Origin of the sequence: Thalassospira profundimaris (assembly GCF_003326675.1) — a bacterium.
GTDB lineage: Bacteria > Pseudomonadota > Alphaproteobacteria > Rhodospirillales > Thalassospiraceae > Thalassospira > Thalassospira aquimaris.
Window position 1 is genome coordinate 69,588 of the sequence record NZ_JPWF01000010.1, and the last position, 18,271, is coordinate 87,858.

The window sequence follows — 18,271 nt, forward strand, 5'->3', positions numbered from 1 at the left end:
GAATTCGAATAAAAGGAGGTTCTCGAATATGAGCATCAAAGCCAATCATTGTGAAAACATGACCGAAGTTCGCGCCAATGTTGACCGGATTGACCGACTTCTCGTGACCTTGATGGCTGAAAGGCTCAATTACATCGAACAGGCTGCCCGGATCAAACCGTCCCGTGATGCGGTCCGAGACGAGGACCGCATCGAGGACGTGATCGCCAAGGTCAAAGCCCAATGTGATATTGATGGCTTTGACAAGGATATGGCGGAACGTATGTGGCGGGCGATGATGGAAGACTTCATCGCCCACGAGTTCGTAAAATGGGACGGGTTACGCAAGTAAGACCGGAACTTACTGCGCTGCCTGACCAAGTCGGGCTTGGTTGAAAAACCACTGATGGACGGCGTCAATCTGGTCTTGCGCCATGCCAAGGCCAAGTTTGGTTCTGCGCCACAGAACGTCGTCTGCATCACAGGCCCATTCATGGGTGACCAGATATTGCAATTCCGCTTCATAGAGGTTCGGGGCGACTTCCTGCCCCAGTTCTGCGACTGATTTGGCATTGTCCAAGATTGTCAGGCTTGCGGTGCCATAACAGCGCGCAAGACGCTCAAGCAATATTGTGGGAACCCAGTCAAACCGGCTGCGAAGCTCGCCGATAAACCGTTCGAAATCGCCATCAGCCATGTCGCCACCGGGCAAGGTTGCCTTTGCGGTCCAGTCCGGGGCGGAATTGCCCAGAACCGGGGATAGTTTCTGCATGGCATGTTCGGCAAGGCGGCGATAGGTCGTGATCTTGCCGCCATAGATTGACAGGATCGCCGGGGCGTTGCCGGTGGTGCCGGTATCAAGATCAAACACATAATCGCGTGTGACGGCCGACGCATTGGCGTTCTTGTCGTCATAAAGCGGGCGGACACCGGAATAATCCCAGACCACATCGTCGCGTGTCAGCGGTTTGGCCAGATACCCGTTGACCAGATCAAGCAGGTAATCGACTTCCTGATCGCTGATTCTGACCTTTGCCGGGTCCCCGTCATAGGGAACATCGGTCGTGCCGATCAGGCTGTATTTTCCCTGATAGGGAATGGCAAAGGCAATGCGGCCATCATCATTCTGGAAGATATAGCAATGATCATGGTCGTGGATGCGCGGCACAATGATGTGGCTGCCCTTGACCAGTCGAAGACCGGCGGCCTTGTCACCAAGACCGGCATTTTCAACCATCTTGGTAACCCATGGTCCAGCCGCATTAACGACGGCGCGGGCCTTGACTGTGCGTGATGAACCGTCAGCTTGGATCAGTTCCGCGTCCCAGTGATCGTCCTTGCGCACAAGGTTGGCGCATCGGGTGCGCGTGCGGATTTCTGCACCGCGTGCCTGTGCGTCCTGCGCATTCAGGACAACAAGACGGGCATCATCAACCCAGCAATCCGAATAGGAAAAGGCGCGGGTGAATTGCGGTTTTAACGGATTGCCTTCGGGCGAACCCGGAAGGTTCAATGCCTTTGACCCCGGCAGGCGTTTGCGCTTTGCCAGATGGTCATACAGAAACAGTCCGGCACGCAGCATCCATTGCGGGCGCAATCCCTTGTGATGGGGCAGCACGAATGTCAAAGGCCAGATGATGTGCGGGGCAGCAGCCAAAAGAACTTCGCGTTCCTGAAGAGCTTCGCGCACAAGGCGGAACTCGTAATGTTCAAGATATCGCAGGCCGCCATGGATCAGTTTGGTCGAGGAGGAAGAGGTGGCCGAGGCAAGGTCGCGCTGTTCGACCAGAAGAACAGAAAGTCCGCGACCGGCGGCATCACGTGCAATACCTGTACCATTGATGCCGCCGCCTACGACCAGAAGGTCGTATGTGCTGTTCACGTCAGATCACCTTTTTACGCAGGTAAGCTGAGATGGCTTCGCCAATAATCACCAGACCGATGATTGCCAAAAGGATGGTGGCAACGGTTGGCCAGGCAAAGGTATCAATCGCACCCTGAAGGATGATGCCGATACCGCCTGCACCGACCAGACCCAGAACCGTACTTTCACGCAGGTTGATGTCCCAGCGCAGAATGGAAACGGCAAAGAAGGTCGGCATGACTTGCGGGATCACCCCATAGACCAGAATCTTGAAGCGCGATGCGCCAACAGATTCCAGTGCCTCGATCGGGGCGCGGTCGATTTCCTCGATTGCTTCACCCAGCAATTTGCCAAGGAAGCCGATCGAACGGAAAATGATCGCCAGAATACCGGCAAGAACACCCGGTCCGAACACGGCCACAAACAGCAGCGCCCAGATGATGGTGTTAACCGAGCGCGACGACACCAGAATGAACCGGCCAAGCCACAGGGTAAAGCGGTTCGGCGTGGTGTTCTGGGCCGCAATCAGGGCAATCGGCAAAGATAGGAACACGGCAAAGAATGTCGCAATCGTTGCGATATTGACGGTTTCAAGCAGCGTCCAGGCAATGTCTTTCCAGCCTTCAAGTGATGGCGGGAACATACGGGCAAAAAGATCACCCATTTGCTGGGGCGCATCCCAAAGCCACGGCCAGATGATGTTGATGGTCGAAAGCGACCAGACAACAGCAAGGGCGACCAGTGCCATAAGGCCATAGCGACGCCAGCGTTCCCTGGGCGTATAGCGCGACCATTCGCGATGGGCGATTGCGTCCGGTCCGGTAGGTTGAGTGGTGGCTACCATAGGTTCCTCCTGATCCGGCCGCTGATGGCCTCGCTGACTAGGATCACACCGATGATGCAAAGGGTGATGGCCAGCGCAAAGTCATAGTCATAACGCCCGAAAGCGTTCAGAAGCGTCGATCCGATGCCACCAGCACCGACAATCCCGACAATCGCCGAGGCACGCAGGTTGCTATCAAGCTGATAGATCGAAAGACCGATCTGGCGCGGCATGATTTGCGGGATCACGGCATAAAGCAGGGTGACAAATGTCGCACCGCCAGCCGCCCGGATGGCTTCGACCTGGCCCCAGTCAATTTCCTCGATCCGTTCGGCCAGCATTTTGGCAACGAACCCGATGGAATAGATCGTCAGGGTCAGAATACCGGCAAGCGGGCCAAAGCCGACGGCTTTGACAAACAGGATGGCAACGATGACCGGATGGAAAGAACGGGCAACAATGATCACACCACGGCCAATGGTATAAAGCCATTTCGGGGCAATGTTTGAGGCGGATGCAAAAGCAATCGGAACGCTTAATGCAAGACCCAGAAGGGTCGAGACAATGGCGATCTTGATGCTTTCCATAAAGCCGTCAAACAGCAATTCGCCGCGGATGAAGCTTGGCGGGAAAGCGCCCTTGAAAATACGGATGGCGCGCGGAACGCCGTCCTGAATACGATCCCAGTCGAACGGAAGGCTGGCAACAGCCCACCAGACATAGGCCACAACAGCAACCAGAAGTCCCCAGCGCAACACAGGGTTGGCAATAAAGGGTGGCTTCTTCCATGTGCGGCCCGTTGTTTGAACGGAGCTGCTCATCGTGATGCTACCTCGCGCAGGTGGGTGTTGCTTTCGACACCACCGCGTTCCTCGGCGGGAACACCGGCATAGATTTCGTCCATGGCATCATTGTTCAGGTCGGTCGGTTCGCCGTCGAAAATGATGCGGCCAAAGCGCATGCCAACGATACGCTGGGTATATTCCTTGGCTTCGTTGACGTTGTGAATGTTGATCAGAACCGGCAGGTGCAGCTCGGATGCAAGCGCACGCAGCAGTTCCATGATCTGGCGCGACGTTTTCGGATCAAGCGACGCGGTCGGTTCGTCGGCCAGCAGGATTTCAGGTTCCTGCATCAGGGCGCGGACAACACCAACACGTTGGCGTTCACCACCGGAAAGCTCGTCTGCGCGTTTGTCGGCATAATGGGCGATCCCAACGCGTTCCATCAGGTGGAAGGCGCGGTCAATGTCTTCCTGCGGGTATTTGCGGGTCACAGCGCGCCATGCCGGAAGATATCCGAGACGACCGGACTGCACGTTTTCCATAACCGTCAGGCGGTTGATCAGGTTGAAACCCTGAAACACCATGCCGATACGGCGGCGCGCCAGACGCAGCGCCTTGCCTTCAAGTTTGGTCAGTTCGGTGCCGTTAAGCTCGATGGAGCCCGATGACGGTTCAACAAGGCGGTTGATACAGCGCAGAAGGGTACTTTTACCTGCACCGGATGCGCCAATGATCGAAACAACACTTTCGCCCGGCACTTCAAGGTTCAGGTTCTTCAACACTGCCTTTTCATCGCCATAGCGTTTTACAAGTTCTTTAATACGCAGCATTGCGTTACCCCGGTTTGAATGGGAGACGACACAGGGCCACGGAGAACCGGGCCCTGTGATGTTTTCGTCAATTGAAAGAAGCGAATTACTTCAGGTTGTCAGAGGTGTATTTGACACCGTTTGCAGCCTGGATTTCGCGAATAACCGCCCAATCATTCTGATAGGTAATCGGAATGAATTTCGAGACGCCTTTGAATTCTTCACCAAGGGCGGTGCCCTTCATGTCGAAGGTAAAGAAGGCTTCCTTGATCTTCTCGACCAGTTCCGGCTTCAGGTTATAGGCATAGTTGAACGAAGTGGTCGGGAAGCGCTTGCTTTCATAGATGATCTTGACTTCTTTCGGGTCATACAGATCACGCTGGGCCATACGTTCGACAACTTCGGAGGCAACCGGGGCCGCATCATAGTCGCCGGCAACGACGCCAAGGATCGACTGATCGTGCGAGCCGGAATAGACAACTTCGTAATCCTGATCCGGAACAATGCCCTGACCCGGAAGAAGGGCACGCGGTGCAAGGTTGCCAGAGTTCGAGGTCGGCGAAGTATGCGCAACGCGTTTGCCTTTAAGGTCGGCAACGGTGTTGATGCCGCTGTCAACGCGGGTGTAAAGCTGAAGGGTGTAACCGAAACGGTCATCATCGCCGCCCATCAGGGCAAACGGTACTGCACCGGCAAGGTTAACTGCAAACGGGGTCGGGCCGGTCGAGAAGCCTGCAACATGCAGACGACCGGAACGCATGGCTTCAACTTCGGCCGAGTTCGACTGAACGGCGAAGAAGTGAACATCCTTGCCGGTTACTTTTTCAAGATGCTCAAGGAATGGTTCCCAGATGTCGGCATAAACAGCCGGGTCTTCGACCGGGGTATATGCAAAGACAAGGGTGTCCGGATCGACAAGCTGATCAGCAGCCGGCGCATCAGCAACCAGATCGCCGTCCATGTCGCAATAAAGCTGGTCAAGATCGCCACGTGCGATGCAATCATCAGCAGCAGCCGCCGGGCTGGCGGTGAAACCAAACATACCAACTGCAGCAAGCAGTGTGGTGAGTTTTAAAACGTCAGTTTTTTTCGGAATTGAAAACACGGCTACTGAACCTTTCTTCCCTGTGAACGCTGGCTTTCGGCCATTTATGATGTGGTTTTGTTGGTTTTATTGTTGCTTTTAACAACATTATGGGTTCGGAAAAGTTGAGAAATCAACATAAAACTGTAACAAAAGATTTCAGCCGCTATTGCTAGAATATTGTCATCGTCATGAAAATAGCCAAATTTCAGGAGGGATGCGGTTTTGCGTTTGGGAAAAAAAGAAAGGCAACAGCGCATCCTGCATGAATTGCAGGTCCATCCCCATGTGAGAGTTGCCACATTGGCCGAGCGATTCGATGTGGCAACAGAAACAATTCGCCGTGACCTTGATGCCATGAGCGAAGAAGGCCTGATCAAACGCGAGTTTGGCGGTGCCTCGGCCCGACCGATGGGGCATCAGCCAGACCTTGCTGCGCGGCAAATGTCGGCGGTCGCCGGGTTTGAACGCATTGGCATGTTGGCCGCTGATATGGTGCGTTCGGGTGATGTTGCGATGATTGATGCCGGATCGACAGTGGCACAGATCGCCCCGTTCCTTGCCGCACGGCGCAGCAACCTGCCGCGTACCTTTCTGACCAATTGCTATGCGGTGGTTCAGGGGATGGCTGATCTTGTCGATTATGATGACGTCTTGATGTGTCCGGGGCAGTTTGATCGGCGTGAAAATGCGGTCTATGGCACGGATACAGTCGAATATTTGCGCCGCTTCCACGCCAATATCGCCTTTATCGGGGCATCGGGCATATCGCGACAGGGATTCAGCGATGTGAACCGCCGGGCAGTTGCCGTTAAACGTGCGATGATGGAACGGTCCGATGAAACATGGTTGATGGTTGATCACACCAAGTTTGATCAGCGGTATCTTGAAAATATCGCACCGCTTGAAGCCCTGACCGGGATCATTACGGATCGTCCGCCAGCACCGGAAATCGCATCGCAGCTGGAGCGGGCAGGCATCAGATTGCTGGCCTGGCAGCAACATATGGAAGAGGTTGGCTAGGTGCCAAAAGCAATAAATGCAAACAAATCTTATTTGCATTTGCCTTCATCATTGATCCGAACCATATTTCCGGGCAACAGTTCATAACCATAATCCACTGCACTGTTGCACCGGGTTTCCCGCCCCGGTCAGTTTGACGTCTGACACGGAGGATATCTATCGTGACCAATCAAGTGACCACCCGTACCGAAAAAGACACCATGGGCGCAATCGAGGTGCCCGCCGATCGGTATTGGGGGGCGCAAACCCAGCGTTCAAAACAGAATTTCCGTATTGGTGGCGAACGGATGCCCGATGCCCTGATCAAGGCATTCGGCGTGCAAAAACTGGCTGCGGCACGGGCCAATGCCGCGCTTGGCAATCTCGATGCGGATTTGGCCGAGGCGATTGAAAGTGCCGCCCGCGAAGTTGCCGATGGCAAACTGCTTGATCATTTCCCGCTGGTTGTCTGGCAAACCGGGTCGGGTACACAGACCAATATGAATGCCAATGAAGTGATCGCCAACCGGGCCTGCGAAATCCTTGGCAAGCCGATGGGTATGCGCGATCCGGTCCATCCCAATGATCATGTCAATCGTGGTCAGTCATCCAATGACAGTTTCCCGGCAGCGATGCATATCGCAGCGGTGGTTGAAATTGAAAAGACCCTGAAACCGGCTTTGATCCATTTGCGTTCGGCACTGGAAGACAAAGTTACCGCATTTGCCGATATTGTGAAAATCGGTCGTACCCATATGCAGGATGCGGTCCCGCTGACCCTGGGGCAGGAATTTTCCGGCTATGCCGCGCAAATAGCCCTTGGTCTGGACCGGGTTGATGATGCCCTTAAACGTCTGCGTAAACTCGCACAGGGGGGCACTGCCCTTGGGACAGGATTGAACGCCCCCAAAGGGTTTGACGTTGAATTCGCCAAACAGGTTTCCGATATCACCGGGCTTGTTTTTGCCACAGCTGAAAACAAGTTCGAAGCCCTTGCCGCCCATGACGCCTGTGTCGAAATGTCGGGTGTCATGAACGTGCTTGCCGCGTCCCTGATGAAGATCGGCAATGACATTCGCTTGTTGGGTTCAGGCCCGCGTTGTGGTCTGGGTGAACTCGTTCTTCCGGCCAATGAACCCGGATCATCAATCATGCCAGGCAAGGTCAACCCGACCCAGGCGGAGGCGCTGACGATGGTGTGCGCACAGGTCATGGGCAACCATGTGGCGGTGACGGTTGGTGGATCAAACGGGCATCTTGATCTGAACGTGTTCAAGCCGGTGATCATTTATAACCTGCTGCAATCAATACGCCTGATTGCCGATGCATCTGTCAGCTTTGCCGATAACTGTGTGGTCGGGCTCGAAGCTGATCAGGAAAAGATCGATCACTATGTTGAACAAAGCCTGATGCTGGTGACTGCCTTGGCACCGCATATTGGCTATGACAATGCCGCAGCCGTCGCCAAAAAGGCCCACAAGGATCGCAGCAGCCTGAAAGAAGCCTGCATTGCGCTTGGCTTCCTTGACGGGGCGAAGTTTGATGAACTGGTACAGGCACGGGATATGATCTGATCAGATCATGCGTGTCGTGACGCGTTGGAAGGCCGGATAATTGTTATCCGGCCTTTTTTCATTTACGCCGCATATGCCGAGTTAAGCATGGCGGGGACAATCCGGTTATGGAACGGCGTAATGGTTGCCAGATAAAGGCGACCAAATATGTTGTGGCGCTTGACGATTGTCGTCGTGTGGATTTGCGTTTGATCATTTCCGGCTGGTTCAAGTTCAATCACCAACCGGAAATCCAGATGCCGGTCATTTAGGCCAAGTATGATCGATGTCTCATCCCGCGTAATAACCGGAAAAATGCCGATTACGTCGGGGTTTTCGGGTTCATGCATTCCCGATTTCAACCCGAACGGCCGCATCAGAAAATCGCGCATCAACATCAGTCGAACAACCCAGTCGGGTCGTGACCCCATAATTTGTCGGGCAGCGATTTCAGGGGTAAGGCCGGACGCAGACGTGGTGATCGAAAAGCAATCCCCCCAATCACCTTCGGGCATGGCAGGGTGGGGAATGGCAACGGGACGCATAGAAGCACGGTGGCGCATATCATTTGTTCCGCAATGTAAAAGTCGCCGGATAGTTGCGCGATAAGCGTTTCGTTGCAATGATCAATATCATTGCAGGTGATGATTAATTCGGGCATATCTGCCAGATGTTCTCAACCCAGCGCCATAATCGCAAATATCGCGAAATGTCGACCCGCCGTGTCGTTCAGACATGGGTGATGGCGCTTGTGATCCTGCTTGCCGGGGTAACGCAGTCGGGCTTGATCCCTGCATTGCTGACAGGGCATGGAACCGGCATCAGCCAGGCCAGTGCTGCTGATATCTATCCCGGTGGCAATGTTCTTTTGATTTGTACGCCGGGCGGTATCAAAAAGGTCGATTTGGCGAACGGGAACGCAGGCAAAGTTCCGGCCGATGTTCCACCACTTGCCGGTCACGCATTCTGTTCACTTTGCGCAACCCATCATGGGGCGGTGATTGCCGTTAATGTGCCCGATGTGGCGCCGGTTGCGGTTGTTCATGATATCCGCTTTGCCAAGGTGCCGGGCATTATTACCGGGCATGACATGCCCCGTGTGCGTCATTCCCGGGCGCCGCCAGCCGTCATCTGATTTTCAAACCTGAATTATCATTGAAATCAGACCCGCAAGATGCGGGCAAAAGACGGATGAAACTCCATGAAAAAGCTGTTTGCTATTGTTGCGACTGTGGCGTCGCTGTTTATCGTTACCAATGCCTTTGCTGCTGACATTGAAATCAAGGATGCTTGGACCAAGGCTTCCCTTGGTCAGGTCCGCAATGGGGCGGCCTTCTTCAAGGTCGTAAATAACGGCATGGCTGACCGTATTGTCGGTGTGCACAGTGATCTTGCCGACAAGACCGAACTTCACACCCATATCATGGAAAACAACGTCATGAAGATGCGTCAGGTCGAAGGCGGCGTTGATGTTCCGATGCATGGCGAAGTGATGTTCAAGCCGGGCAGCTATCACGTGATGATGATGGGTCTGCACAAGCCACTGACCGAAGGCGAGATGGTCAATGTCACCCTTGAATTTGAAAAGGCCGGTGACGTTCCGGTGATGATCCATGTTCTGGATTCAAAGGCCAAAGGGCCGGCCGGTATGGATCACGGTGACATGAAACATGGCGACGGCCAACACGGTAAAATGGACCATAGCGCCCATTAAGTCAGGCTCGCGGCACTGTAAATTTTAAGAGGGGGAAGGTTTGCGCCTTTCCCCTTTTTTCGTCATGATGGGCAGCAACATAATCGCCGTTGGTCAGAGGGAACACGCCATGAATGAAAACATCTCCATCGACGATCTGATTGCCAAGCTTGGACTGCAACCCCATCCCGAAGGCGGATTTTACGCCGAAACGTTTCGCGCCTTTGAAACCTGCAATCCCGGCAACCGGTATCTTGGTGTGCGCAGTACCGGAACGGCGATTTATTATTTGCTGACACCCGATACCTTTTCGGGAATGCATATCCTGACCAGCGACGAGATTTTTCATCACTATATGGGCGACCCGGTTGAACAGCTGCAATTGTTTGATGACGGCACGCATAAACGTGTGGAAATCGGAACCGACCTTATGGCCGGGCAAAAGCCGCAGGTGATCGTTCCTAAAAATGTCTGGCAAGGCGCGCGCCTGAAGCCGGGCGGAAAGTTTGCCCTGCTGGGATGCACTGTCGCCCCGGGCTTTGATTTTGCCGATTTTTCGATGGGAAAACGTGCAACGCTAAGTGCCAAATGGCCCGCCGCATCGGAAATGATTGCGGCATTGACGCGCGACTGAATTTAAGGCGAAATCGTCCTGTTACCAACTCGGGGTTGGCGGCTTTGACGACCGGAAACCCCGATATACAGGAATAGCCCCATGCAGTTCGACACCTGGCTTCTTTTTGCCGGGGCGGCAATCGCGTTGGCGATGGCACCCGGCCCCAATAATCTTTTGGCGATGTTTAATGGCGCGCGCTATGGCGTATCGTCTGCTGCTGTGGGCGGTATTGGCCGGATTGTCGCCTTTGCCCTGATGATTGCGGTCACGGCGACCGGGCTTGGCGTCGTGCTTGCGGCCAGTGAAACCGCCTTTTTCGTGATCAAATGGGTTGGCGCGGTTTATCTGGTCTGGCTTGGCATCAAAAGCTGGTTTGCCAAGGTCAATGATACCGAAGATACCAGTGGTCAAACGGCGTTGATGGTTAATCCCGGTCCATACAAACTGGCCAAGACCGAATTTCTGACCGCCATTGGAAATCCCAAAGCGATCCTTATCTTTACCGCCTTCTTCCCGCAGTTTCTTGACCCGGCGGTGGCCTATGGGCCGCAGTTTTCGACGATGGGGATTACCTTCATCATTATGGAAAGCGGCGTGTTGCTGGCCTATGGCCTGCTTGGCGGGCAGGTGAAGGGCTTCATCAAATCCGCGCGCCACATGCGGGTGCTTAACCGGGTGTCGGGAACGCTTCTGGTTGCGGCTGGCGTGTTGCTTGCCTTGACGGACCGGTCACGGACGACGGCCTGAATTCGGAAAGTCTTGCAGAAATGCGCAGGGGCGCAGCTCGTTAAAGCGCGCCCCTTTGCTCCCTTGTCTACCCGGACATCCGGGTGATCACCTGTTCTCAGGCGATTTCTTCGACCCGATGGCACGCCACCTCGCGGCCTTCGAATGAGCGCAGTTCCGGACGAACCTTTGCGCATTCTTCGGTCGCAAACGGGCAGCGTTTATGGAACGCACAGCCCGATGGCGGGTTGATCGGTGAAGGCAATTCGCCGGTAAGCGGTTCTGCCTTTACGCGATGTGCCGGGTCAATCTTTGGTGCCGATGCCAGAAGCGCCCGTGTATAGGGATGCAGCGGCTTGGCGAAGATCTCTTCGGTCGGTCCTTTTTCAGCAACGCGACCGAGATACATCACCATGACGTCATCTGCAATATGTCTGACGACAGAAAGATCATGCGAGATGAATACATATGCGACATTCATCTCTTCCTGAAGGTCCATCATCAGGTTCAAAACCTGTGCCTGGACCGACACATCAAGGGCCGAAACCGGTTCATCGGCAACGATGACTTTCGGTTCAAGAATAAGCGCACGGGCAATCGCAATACGCTGACGCTGCCCGCCGGAGAACATGTGCGGATAGCGCTGGAAGAATTCCGGGCGCAGGCCGACCTTTGCCATGGTCTCGCGAACGCGTTCTTCACGTTCCTTGCGACCAAGGTGATCCATGTTCAGCAAAACCGGCTCGGCCAGAATCTGACCGACCTTTTTGCGCGGGTTCAAAGAACCATAAGGGTTCTGGAAGATCATCTGAACCGTACGACGGAACAGTTTGGCTTCCTTGTCCGACAGATTGCCAACCGTGTTGCCGTTGATTTTCAGTTCACCGGCACTGGGTTTTTCAATCAGGGTCAGCTGACGGCCCAGTGTTGATTTGCCACATCCCGATTCCCCGACCACTGCAAGGGTCTTCTTGGCTTCAAGCGTGAAGGACACGCCATCAAGCGCCTTGACCGTTGCACCGGGTTTGCCAAAACCGCGATTAACGTCGTAATGGCGGACAAGGTTATCGGATTCCAGAAGCGGAACACCGGGTTTGGTATCCAGAAAACTCATTATACAGTCCCCCCGGTGTTCAGGCCGGTCGGTTGGCCCTGATCATTTAGCGGATAGAAGCAGCGGACATCACGTCCGTTGAAGTCACTGACTTCGGGGCGTGCGGCAACACAGCTTTCATTGGCGTAACGGCAACGCGGTGCCAGAAGACAGCCCGCCGGGCGGTCATACTGACCCGGAACAACGCCGGGGATGGTGCGCAGACGGTCATGGCCCTCGGAACGTTCAGGCAATGCTTCAAGCAGGGCCTGCGTATAGGGATGACGTGGTGCTGAGAAAATGCTGTCGGCCGGACCACTTTCAAACAGCTGACCGGCATACATGACCTGAATGCGGTTGGCGGCCTCGGACACCAGTGCCAGATCGTGGGTGATCAGCAACAGTCCCATATCGCTGTCTTCCTGCAATTTCAGCAGAAGATCAATGATCTGGGCCTGAATGGTGACATCCAGTGCCGTGGTCGGCTCATCGGCAATCAGAAGGCGCGGCTTGCAGGCAATCGCCATGGCAATGACGATACGCTGGCTCATACCACCCGACAACTGATGCGGATAGGCGGTCATGCGCGACTTCGGATCGGGGATGCCGACCTGGTTAAGAAGTTCCAGCGTGCGTTCGCGGCGCTGCTTCTTGCTGCCGCCTTCATGGACCTTAAGGGCTTCCATGATCTGGGCTTCGACCGTGAAGCACGGGTTAAGGGCCGACATCGGATCCTGGAAGATCATGGCGATGTCTTTGCCGGTGATTTCGCGACGACGCTTGGCAGGCATACCCAGAAGGTCCTGACCATCAAAGGTCAGGGCATCTGCGGTGACACGACCGGGAAAGTCGATCAGGCCCATGACAGCCAGCGAGGATACCGATTTACCGGAACCCGATTCACCGACGATGCCAAGAACTTCACCGCGATCAATGGAATAGCTTACTGAGTCAACAGCACGAAACGGCTTGTCTTCGGAGCCGAACTCGACTGTCAGGTTTTTTACTTCGAGAAGAGCCATGACTTACCGTTTCATCTTGGGATCAAGGGCATCGCGCAGACCATCACCCATCAGGTTGAAGGCAAGCACGGTGACAAGGATGCAAAGGCCGGGGAAGGTGATCACCCACCATGCCGAACCCACGAATTCACGGGCTTCGGACAGCATGGTTCCCCATTCCGGCAGCGGCGGCTGTGCACCAAGGCCAAGGAAGCCAAGAGCAGCAGCATCAAGGATCGCACTCGAAATACCCAGAGTGCCCTGAACAATCAGCGGTGCCATGCAGTTCGGAAGAATATTCACAAACATCTGGCGCACATGTCCGGCACCGGCAATCTGCGATGCGATGACATATTCCTTGTTCAGTTCGGATACGACGGATGCACGGGTCAGACGCACGTAATGCGGCAACTGGACAATCGCGATTGCCAGCATGGCATTTTCCAGACCCGGGCCGAGGATGGCGACAATCGCAAGCGCCATGATCAGGCTGGGCAGGGCCAGCATGATGTCCATCAGACGCATGATGCCGACTTCGACCCAACCGCGGAAGTAACCGGCAACCATGCCAAGAACGATACCGGCAATCATCGACAGGATCACGACGAACACACCAATCGAAACCGAAAGCTGTGCGCCGTGGATCAGGCGCGACAGGATATCGCGACCAACCGCATCGGTGCCAAGAATGTAGCGCGGATCAGCACCATCCATCCAGATTGGCGGTTTGAGGAATGCGGTACGATCCTGTGCAATCGGATCATACGGGGCAATCCACTGTGCGGTCAGGGCCAGGAACAGAATGATCGCAATCACGATCAGACCGACATAGGCACCACGGTTCTTACGGAAATAGTCCCAGGTTTCACGCAGCGGGCTGGGCGGTGCGCCCATCGGCTCGGCGACGTTGGCTGCCGGGGCTGCGGACGGGGTAGTATTCTCGCTCATCTTTCGCAGTCCCCTTAGCGTTTATGACGGATACGGGGATTAACAACCCCGTACAGAAGGTCGACGATCAGGTTTACGCCCATGACCAGGAAGGCAATCATCAGAATGCCACCCTGAATGGTCGGATAATCGCGACGGTTCATGGCTTCGATGATCCACTTGCCGATACCCGGCCAGGAAAAGATCGTTTCGGTCAGGATCGCACCTGCAAGCAATACACCCACCTGAAGACCGATAACCGTGATCACCGGGATAAGGGCATTGCGAAGTGCGTGGACCATGATCACGCGAAGCGGCGACAGGCCCTTGGCGCGGGCAACGCGGATATATTCCTCGCCCAGAACTTCAAGCATCGAAGAACGGGTCATACGTGCAATCACGGCCATTGGAATGGTGCCAAGTGCAATGGTTGGCAGGATCATGTGCCGAAGCGCACTGATAAAGGCGCCTTTCTCGTCGCTGAGAAGCGTGTCGATCAACATGAAGCCGGTGGTCGGCTCGATGTAATACATCACCGACAGTCGCCCGGAAACCGGCGTCCAGCCCAGCGTGGTCGAGAAGAACATGATCAGAAGAAGTGCCCACCAGAAAATCGGCATCGAATACCCGGTCAGGGAAACTGACATGGTCAGGTGATCGATCCATTTTCCACGATTGATGGCCGCAAGGACGCCGAACGGAACGCCAAAGCATACGGCAAACAGGATACCTGTCAGGCCAAGCTCGACGGTTGCCGGGAACAGCACCAGAAATTCATCAAGAACAGGTTTTTTGGTGACAAACGATTTGCCCAGATCACCCTGGAATACACCCATCAGGTAGTCGAAATACTGGACGATAATCGGTTGGTCAAAGCCGTATTGTGCCTGAAGTTCTGCGTATCGTGCTGCATCAACGCCGCGTTCACCGGCCAGCATCAATATCGGGTCGCCGGGAATGAGGCGGATCAGGAAGAATACCAGAAGGGTGACACCGAAGAAGGTCGGGATGATGTCCCCCAAACGGCGAAACAGGAATCCTAGCATGCCATCGGGCCTTTTTGTGCATCCACGCGCGGACAGGACACGGGTGGACGTCTCTCTCTATTGCGGAATTGCAAAGAGGCCCGGAAGACCGGGCCTCTTCGACAAGGTTTCAGGTCGTCTTATTCTTTGATATCGACGCCATAGAAGATGTGACCGCCGAACGGATCGATCTTGTAGTCAACAACTTCGTTACGGATCGGTTCGAACACGATCGAGTGTGCGATGGTTGCCCACGGTGCTTCACGTTTGAAGACCAGCTGAGCTTCTTCGTACAGACGGGTACGCTCGAGAACGTCCGAAGTGGTTTTAGCCTGCTGAATCAGCTGTTCGAATTCGTCGTTGCAGAAACGAGCGCGGTTCGAACCGCCAACGCCGTCACAACCAAGCAGAACTGCAAGGAAGTTGTCGGGGTCGCCGTTATCGCCGGTCCAACCGAGCATGAAGGTACCCTGTTCACCTTTTTTGGTGCGATCAAGGTATTCGCCCCACTCGTAGGAAACGATTTCGGCCTGAACACCGATTTTCGCCCAGTCAGCCTGAATCAGCTCGGCCATACGGCGTGCGTTCGGGTTGTAAGGACGCTGAACCGGCATGGCCCAGATGTCAGTGGTGAAGCCGTCCGGGTAACCAGCTTCTGCCAGCATGGCTTTGGCTGCTTCCGGATCATACGGATCATCAACGGTGTCGTTGTTGTAAGACCAGATGGTCGGCGGAATCGGGTTTTTGGCAGCAGCGCCAGCGCCCTGATAAACACCTTCGATGATGGCGTCTTTGTTGATCGCCATGTTCAGTGCCTTACGCACTTTCACATTGGTGAACGGCTCTTTCTCGGTGTTGTAACCGAGGTAACCAACGTTCAGACCTTCCTGGCTCATCAGGTTGATGGATGCATCTGCATCCATTTCGGTCAGGTCAGCCGGGTTCGGATACGGCATGACATGGCATTCGCCAGCTTTCAGCTTCTGATAACGAACAGTGCTGTCCGGCGTAATGGCAAAGATCAGGTTGTCGATTGCAGCTTTGCCTTCCCAGTATTCCGGGAATGCCTTGTAACGAATAACCGCATCTTTCTGGTACTGAACCAGCTGGAACGGACCGGTGCCGACCGGGTTCAGGTCAACGTTTTCCGGCGTGCCGGCTTCCATCATCTTGTCAGCATATTCAGCCGACAGAACAGATGCGAAGTCCATTGCCATGTTGGCGATGAACGGAGCTTCCGGACGGTTCAGAACGAATTTAACGGTGTAATCGTCAACTTTGACGATGTCTTTGATCAGGTCCGGCATCGACATGCCGTTGAAGTACTCGTACGAGCCGCCTGATACACCGTGATACGGGTGATTTTTGTCAAACTGACGCATGAAGGTATAGATCACGTCATCAGCATTGAAATCGCGGGTCGGGGTGAAGTCGTTGGTGGTGTGGAACTTCACGCCTTTGCGCAGGTTGAAGGTATATTCCTGACCATCAGCCGAAACGTCCCAGCTGGTCGCAAGACCCGGAACGATGGTGGTGGTGCCGCGCTTGAACTGTACCAGACGGTTGAAAACCTGACGCGAGGACGCATCGAACGTGGTACCTGCGGTGTAAAGCGACGGGTTGAAGCCTTCCGGGCTACCTTCCGAGCAATATACCAGAGTTTTTGCCGAAGCGGCGGTCGGAGCAGAAAGTGCAGTGGCAGCAAGCAGGCCTGCACCAATCGCCACCTTGACGAAATTCGCTTTCATTAAATGCCTCCCTCAAGGCTGGTCCGAACAATTGAATGCTGTCCACATGATCTTGTGCAGGTCATGTTTGACAACGTCATATTGGAACGGACGGGGTTTACCCGATCCAACAGGTATCTATGTTGGCAATCGACGAGGGAAAATAATCAGGGTTTCTACGTATCGTCAATGTTTGCTGCGTGGTTCTACGTAGGGTGCACGCGCACAGCGATTGATGAATTTATGTCAAGTGTTTGTTATTTTTATGAAATTTACCTGCACATTTGCGTATGGGTGATGTGCATTTTTTTCGGGGCTCTGACCTTCGGGACTGCATATCACTGAGTTCGGATGTGCATTTAAACGATTCATAATCCGTTGAATTTTAATGATTCGTTTGATTCGTCCCCCGGTCAAAGCCCCGAGATACTACCCAAGGGTGTTTTTCAGGGTAGAGATTTGCGCGATATCCGTGTTCCATGCCGCAACAAACCGATAGATATCAGCGCCGAGTGACGGCCAAGCATGGAAAAGCACGCCGGCAGCACGCAATCTGTCGGCAAGTTCCGGGGCCAGTTTGACAAACAGTTCATTGCCATCGGCCGGATGGGCCAGTGTCCCACGGTGTTCAACAAGAATGTTGGCAAGTGCGGTGGCTGCCTGATTGGCGTGGGCCGCGTTCTTTAACCAGACATCATTTTTGACATAAGCCAGAAGCTGGGTCGCAAGATAGCGATGCTTGGAATGCAAATGGCCGCTTCGTTTCCGGGCTTGTTCAACGCGTGATTTCAGGGCCGTATCAAACAACACGATGGCATCGACCGCCATTGCCCCGTTCTTGGTTGCGCCAAAGCTGATGGCATCCACACCCGCTTTCCAGGTGATATCGGCCGGACGGCAATCGAGATGGGCAACCGCGTTGGCAAAGCGCGCCCCGTCCATGAACAGGCGAAGGTCATGTTTCTTGCAAACCTCCCCGATCGCGGCGACTTCGGCCGGAGTATAAACCGTGCCCAGTTCGGTCGCCTGGGTGATCGCGACACATTCGGGTGCAACGGAATGCACGCCGCGATTTACCTGACCGGAAATAAAGGCATCAAGGGCATCGGCTTCGAGTTTGGCTGTCGGACCATCCATCGGAAGAAGCTTTGCCCCGCCGGTGAAAAATGCAACGCCGGTGCTTTCATCCTCGTTGATATGGGCCTCGTGATGGCAGACAACACCGCCATACGGGGTGACAAGGGCGGACAGGCTGATGCAGTTTGCAGCCGTGCCGGTGGCAACGGGGATAACAGCGACGTCCGTATCAAACATTTCGGAAAAGGCACGATCAAGCTGCTGACTGATGTCATCACCGCCATAGGCCGGAGCATTGTGACTGGCTTCGGCACTCAGCGCTTCGAGGACTTCGGGGCAAAAGGGGGACACATTGTCAGAGGCAAAATTCATCGTCTTTCTCGCAAATTAACGGGGGCGTTGGGCGTGGAAACGCTATGGTTCGCGCCGCTGTGGCAATATTGGGTTCTTTATCACACATACCGGCCGATCAGGGCAAACAGCCCCC

At 54.6% G+C, this 18,271-nt stretch carries 19 protein-coding genes; 7 read left to right on the plus strand and 12 right to left on the minus strand.

The window, feature by feature from the left end:
- Positions 1-28 precede the first annotated feature (28 nt).
- Positions 29-331, plus strand: coding sequence for a chorismate mutase (locus tag TH19_RS15135; RefSeq protein ID WP_114103192.1), 303 nt, complete (start codon positions 29-31; stop codon positions 329-331).
- Between the two features lie 9 nt (positions 332-340).
- Here the strand turns inward: TH19_RS15135 and glpD are convergent, their stop codons facing one another.
- The 5 genes from glpD to phnD form a co-directional block, all read right to left on the minus strand.
- Complete coding sequence (gene glpD / locus TH19_RS15140) at positions 341-1,861, minus strand: glycerol-3-phosphate dehydrogenase (RefSeq protein ID WP_114103193.1); 1,521 nt, start codon at positions 1,859-1,861, stop codon at positions 341-343.
- 1 nt (position 1,862) lies between these two features.
- Positions 1,863-2,687 carry a phosphonate ABC transporter, permease protein PhnE gene (gene phnE / locus TH19_RS15145; protein ID WP_114103194.1) on the minus strand — a complete coding sequence of 275 codons (825 nt, stop codon included), beginning with the start codon at positions 2,685-2,687 and terminating at the stop codon, positions 1,863-1,865.
- Entirely contained in the window at positions 2,681-3,487 is an 807-nt protein-coding gene (phnE, locus tag TH19_RS15150) for a phosphonate ABC transporter, permease protein PhnE (protein ID WP_114103195.1), read from the minus strand. Before phnE (TH19_RS15150) ends, phnE (TH19_RS15145) begins: the two co-directional genes overlap by 7 nt.
- Positions 3,484-4,281 (minus strand): phosphonate ABC transporter ATP-binding protein, encoded by a 798-nt coding sequence (gene phnC, locus TH19_RS15155; protein ID WP_114103196.1) that lies wholly within the window; start codon positions 4,279-4,281, stop codon positions 3,484-3,486. The genes phnE (TH19_RS15150) and phnC overlap by 4 nt, the downstream gene beginning before the upstream one ends.
- Before the next feature lie 85 nt (positions 4,282-4,366).
- Positions 4,367-5,302: a phosphate/phosphite/phosphonate ABC transporter substrate-binding protein gene (phnD, locus tag TH19_RS15160; RefSeq protein WP_258547982.1), complete on the minus strand. Its 936-nt coding sequence runs from the start codon at positions 5,300-5,302 to the stop codon at positions 4,367-4,369.
- A gap of 273 nt (positions 5,303-5,575) precedes the next feature.
- On the opposite strand from phnD, the gene TH19_RS15165 reads away from it, so the two are divergent.
- Together TH19_RS15165 and fumC are read left to right on the plus strand one after the other, a co-directional pair.
- Complete coding sequence (locus TH19_RS15165; protein WP_258547987.1) at positions 5,576-6,367, plus strand: DeoR/GlpR family DNA-binding transcription regulator; 792 nt, start codon at positions 5,576-5,578, stop codon at positions 6,365-6,367.
- Between the two features lie 161 nt (positions 6,368-6,528).
- Positions 6,529-7,920 carry a class II fumarate hydratase gene (gene fumC / locus TH19_RS15170; RefSeq protein WP_220151748.1) on the plus strand — a complete coding sequence of 464 codons (1,392 nt, stop codon included), beginning with the start codon at positions 6,529-6,531 and terminating at the stop codon, positions 7,918-7,920.
- A gap of 62 nt (positions 7,921-7,982) precedes the next feature.
- Here fumC and TH19_RS15175 read toward each other — a convergent pair whose 3' ends face one another.
- Positions 7,983-8,462 (minus strand): DUF2867 domain-containing protein, encoded by a 480-nt coding sequence (locus TH19_RS15175; protein ID WP_114103198.1) that lies wholly within the window; start codon positions 8,460-8,462, stop codon positions 7,983-7,985.
- 107 nt (positions 8,463-8,569) lie between these two features.
- Here TH19_RS15175 and TH19_RS15180 point away from each other — a divergent pair, with 107 nt between their 5' ends.
- From TH19_RS15180 to TH19_RS15195, 4 genes are all read left to right on the plus strand, one after another.
- Entirely contained in the window at positions 8,570-9,034 is a 465-nt protein-coding gene (locus tag TH19_RS15180) for a DUF2946 family protein (RefSeq protein ID WP_114103199.1), read from the plus strand.
- Positions 9,035-9,100: 66 nt separating this feature from the next.
- Positions 9,101-9,613, plus strand: a complete 513-nt coding sequence (locus TH19_RS15185) for a copper chaperone PCu(A)C (protein ID WP_114103200.1) — start codon at positions 9,101-9,103, stop codon at positions 9,611-9,613.
- Positions 9,614-9,722: 109 nt separating this feature from the next.
- Entirely contained in the window at positions 9,723-10,226 is a 504-nt protein-coding gene (locus TH19_RS15190) for a cupin domain-containing protein (RefSeq protein ID WP_114103310.1), read from the plus strand.
- An 81-nt stretch (positions 10,227-10,307) separates the two neighbouring features.
- Positions 10,308-10,955 carry a LysE family translocator gene (locus TH19_RS15195; RefSeq protein WP_114103201.1) on the plus strand — a complete coding sequence of 216 codons (648 nt, stop codon included), beginning with the start codon at positions 10,308-10,310 and terminating at the stop codon, positions 10,953-10,955.
- Between the two features lie 97 nt (positions 10,956-11,052).
- On the opposite strand, the gene TH19_RS15200 is transcribed toward TH19_RS15195, so the two are convergent.
- From TH19_RS15200 to TH19_RS15225, 6 genes are all read right to left on the minus strand, one after another.
- Entirely contained in the window at positions 11,053-12,048 is a 996-nt protein-coding gene (locus tag TH19_RS15200) for a dipeptide ABC transporter ATP-binding protein (protein WP_114103202.1), read from the minus strand.
- The gene (gene dppD / locus TH19_RS15205) at positions 12,048-13,049 is read right to left on the minus strand and encodes a dipeptide ABC transporter ATP-binding protein (protein ID WP_114103203.1); all 1,002 of its coding nucleotides are present in this window, start codon (positions 13,047-13,049) and stop codon (positions 12,048-12,050) included. Before dppD ends, TH19_RS15200 begins: the two co-directional genes overlap by 1 nt.
- Positions 13,050-13,052: 3 nt before the next feature.
- Positions 13,053-13,976: an ABC transporter permease subunit gene (locus tag TH19_RS15210; protein ID WP_114103204.1), complete on the minus strand. Its 924-nt coding sequence runs from the start codon at positions 13,974-13,976 to the stop codon at positions 13,053-13,055.
- 14 nt (positions 13,977-13,990) lie between these two features.
- Complete coding sequence (locus tag TH19_RS15215) at positions 13,991-15,001, minus strand: ABC transporter permease subunit (protein ID WP_114103205.1); 1,011 nt, start codon at positions 14,999-15,001, stop codon at positions 13,991-13,993.
- A 119-nt stretch (positions 15,002-15,120) separates the two neighbouring features.
- On the minus strand, positions 15,121-16,728 hold the full coding sequence (locus TH19_RS15220; protein ID WP_114103206.1) for an ABC transporter substrate-binding protein: 1,608 nt from the start codon (positions 16,726-16,728) through the stop codon (positions 15,121-15,123).
- 408 nt (positions 16,729-17,136) lie between these two features.
- The gene (locus tag TH19_RS15225) at positions 17,137-18,156 is read right to left on the minus strand and encodes a threonine aldolase family protein (RefSeq protein ID WP_114103207.1); all 1,020 of its coding nucleotides are present in this window, start codon (positions 18,154-18,156) and stop codon (positions 17,137-17,139) included.
- Positions 18,157-18,271 lie beyond the last annotated feature (115 nt).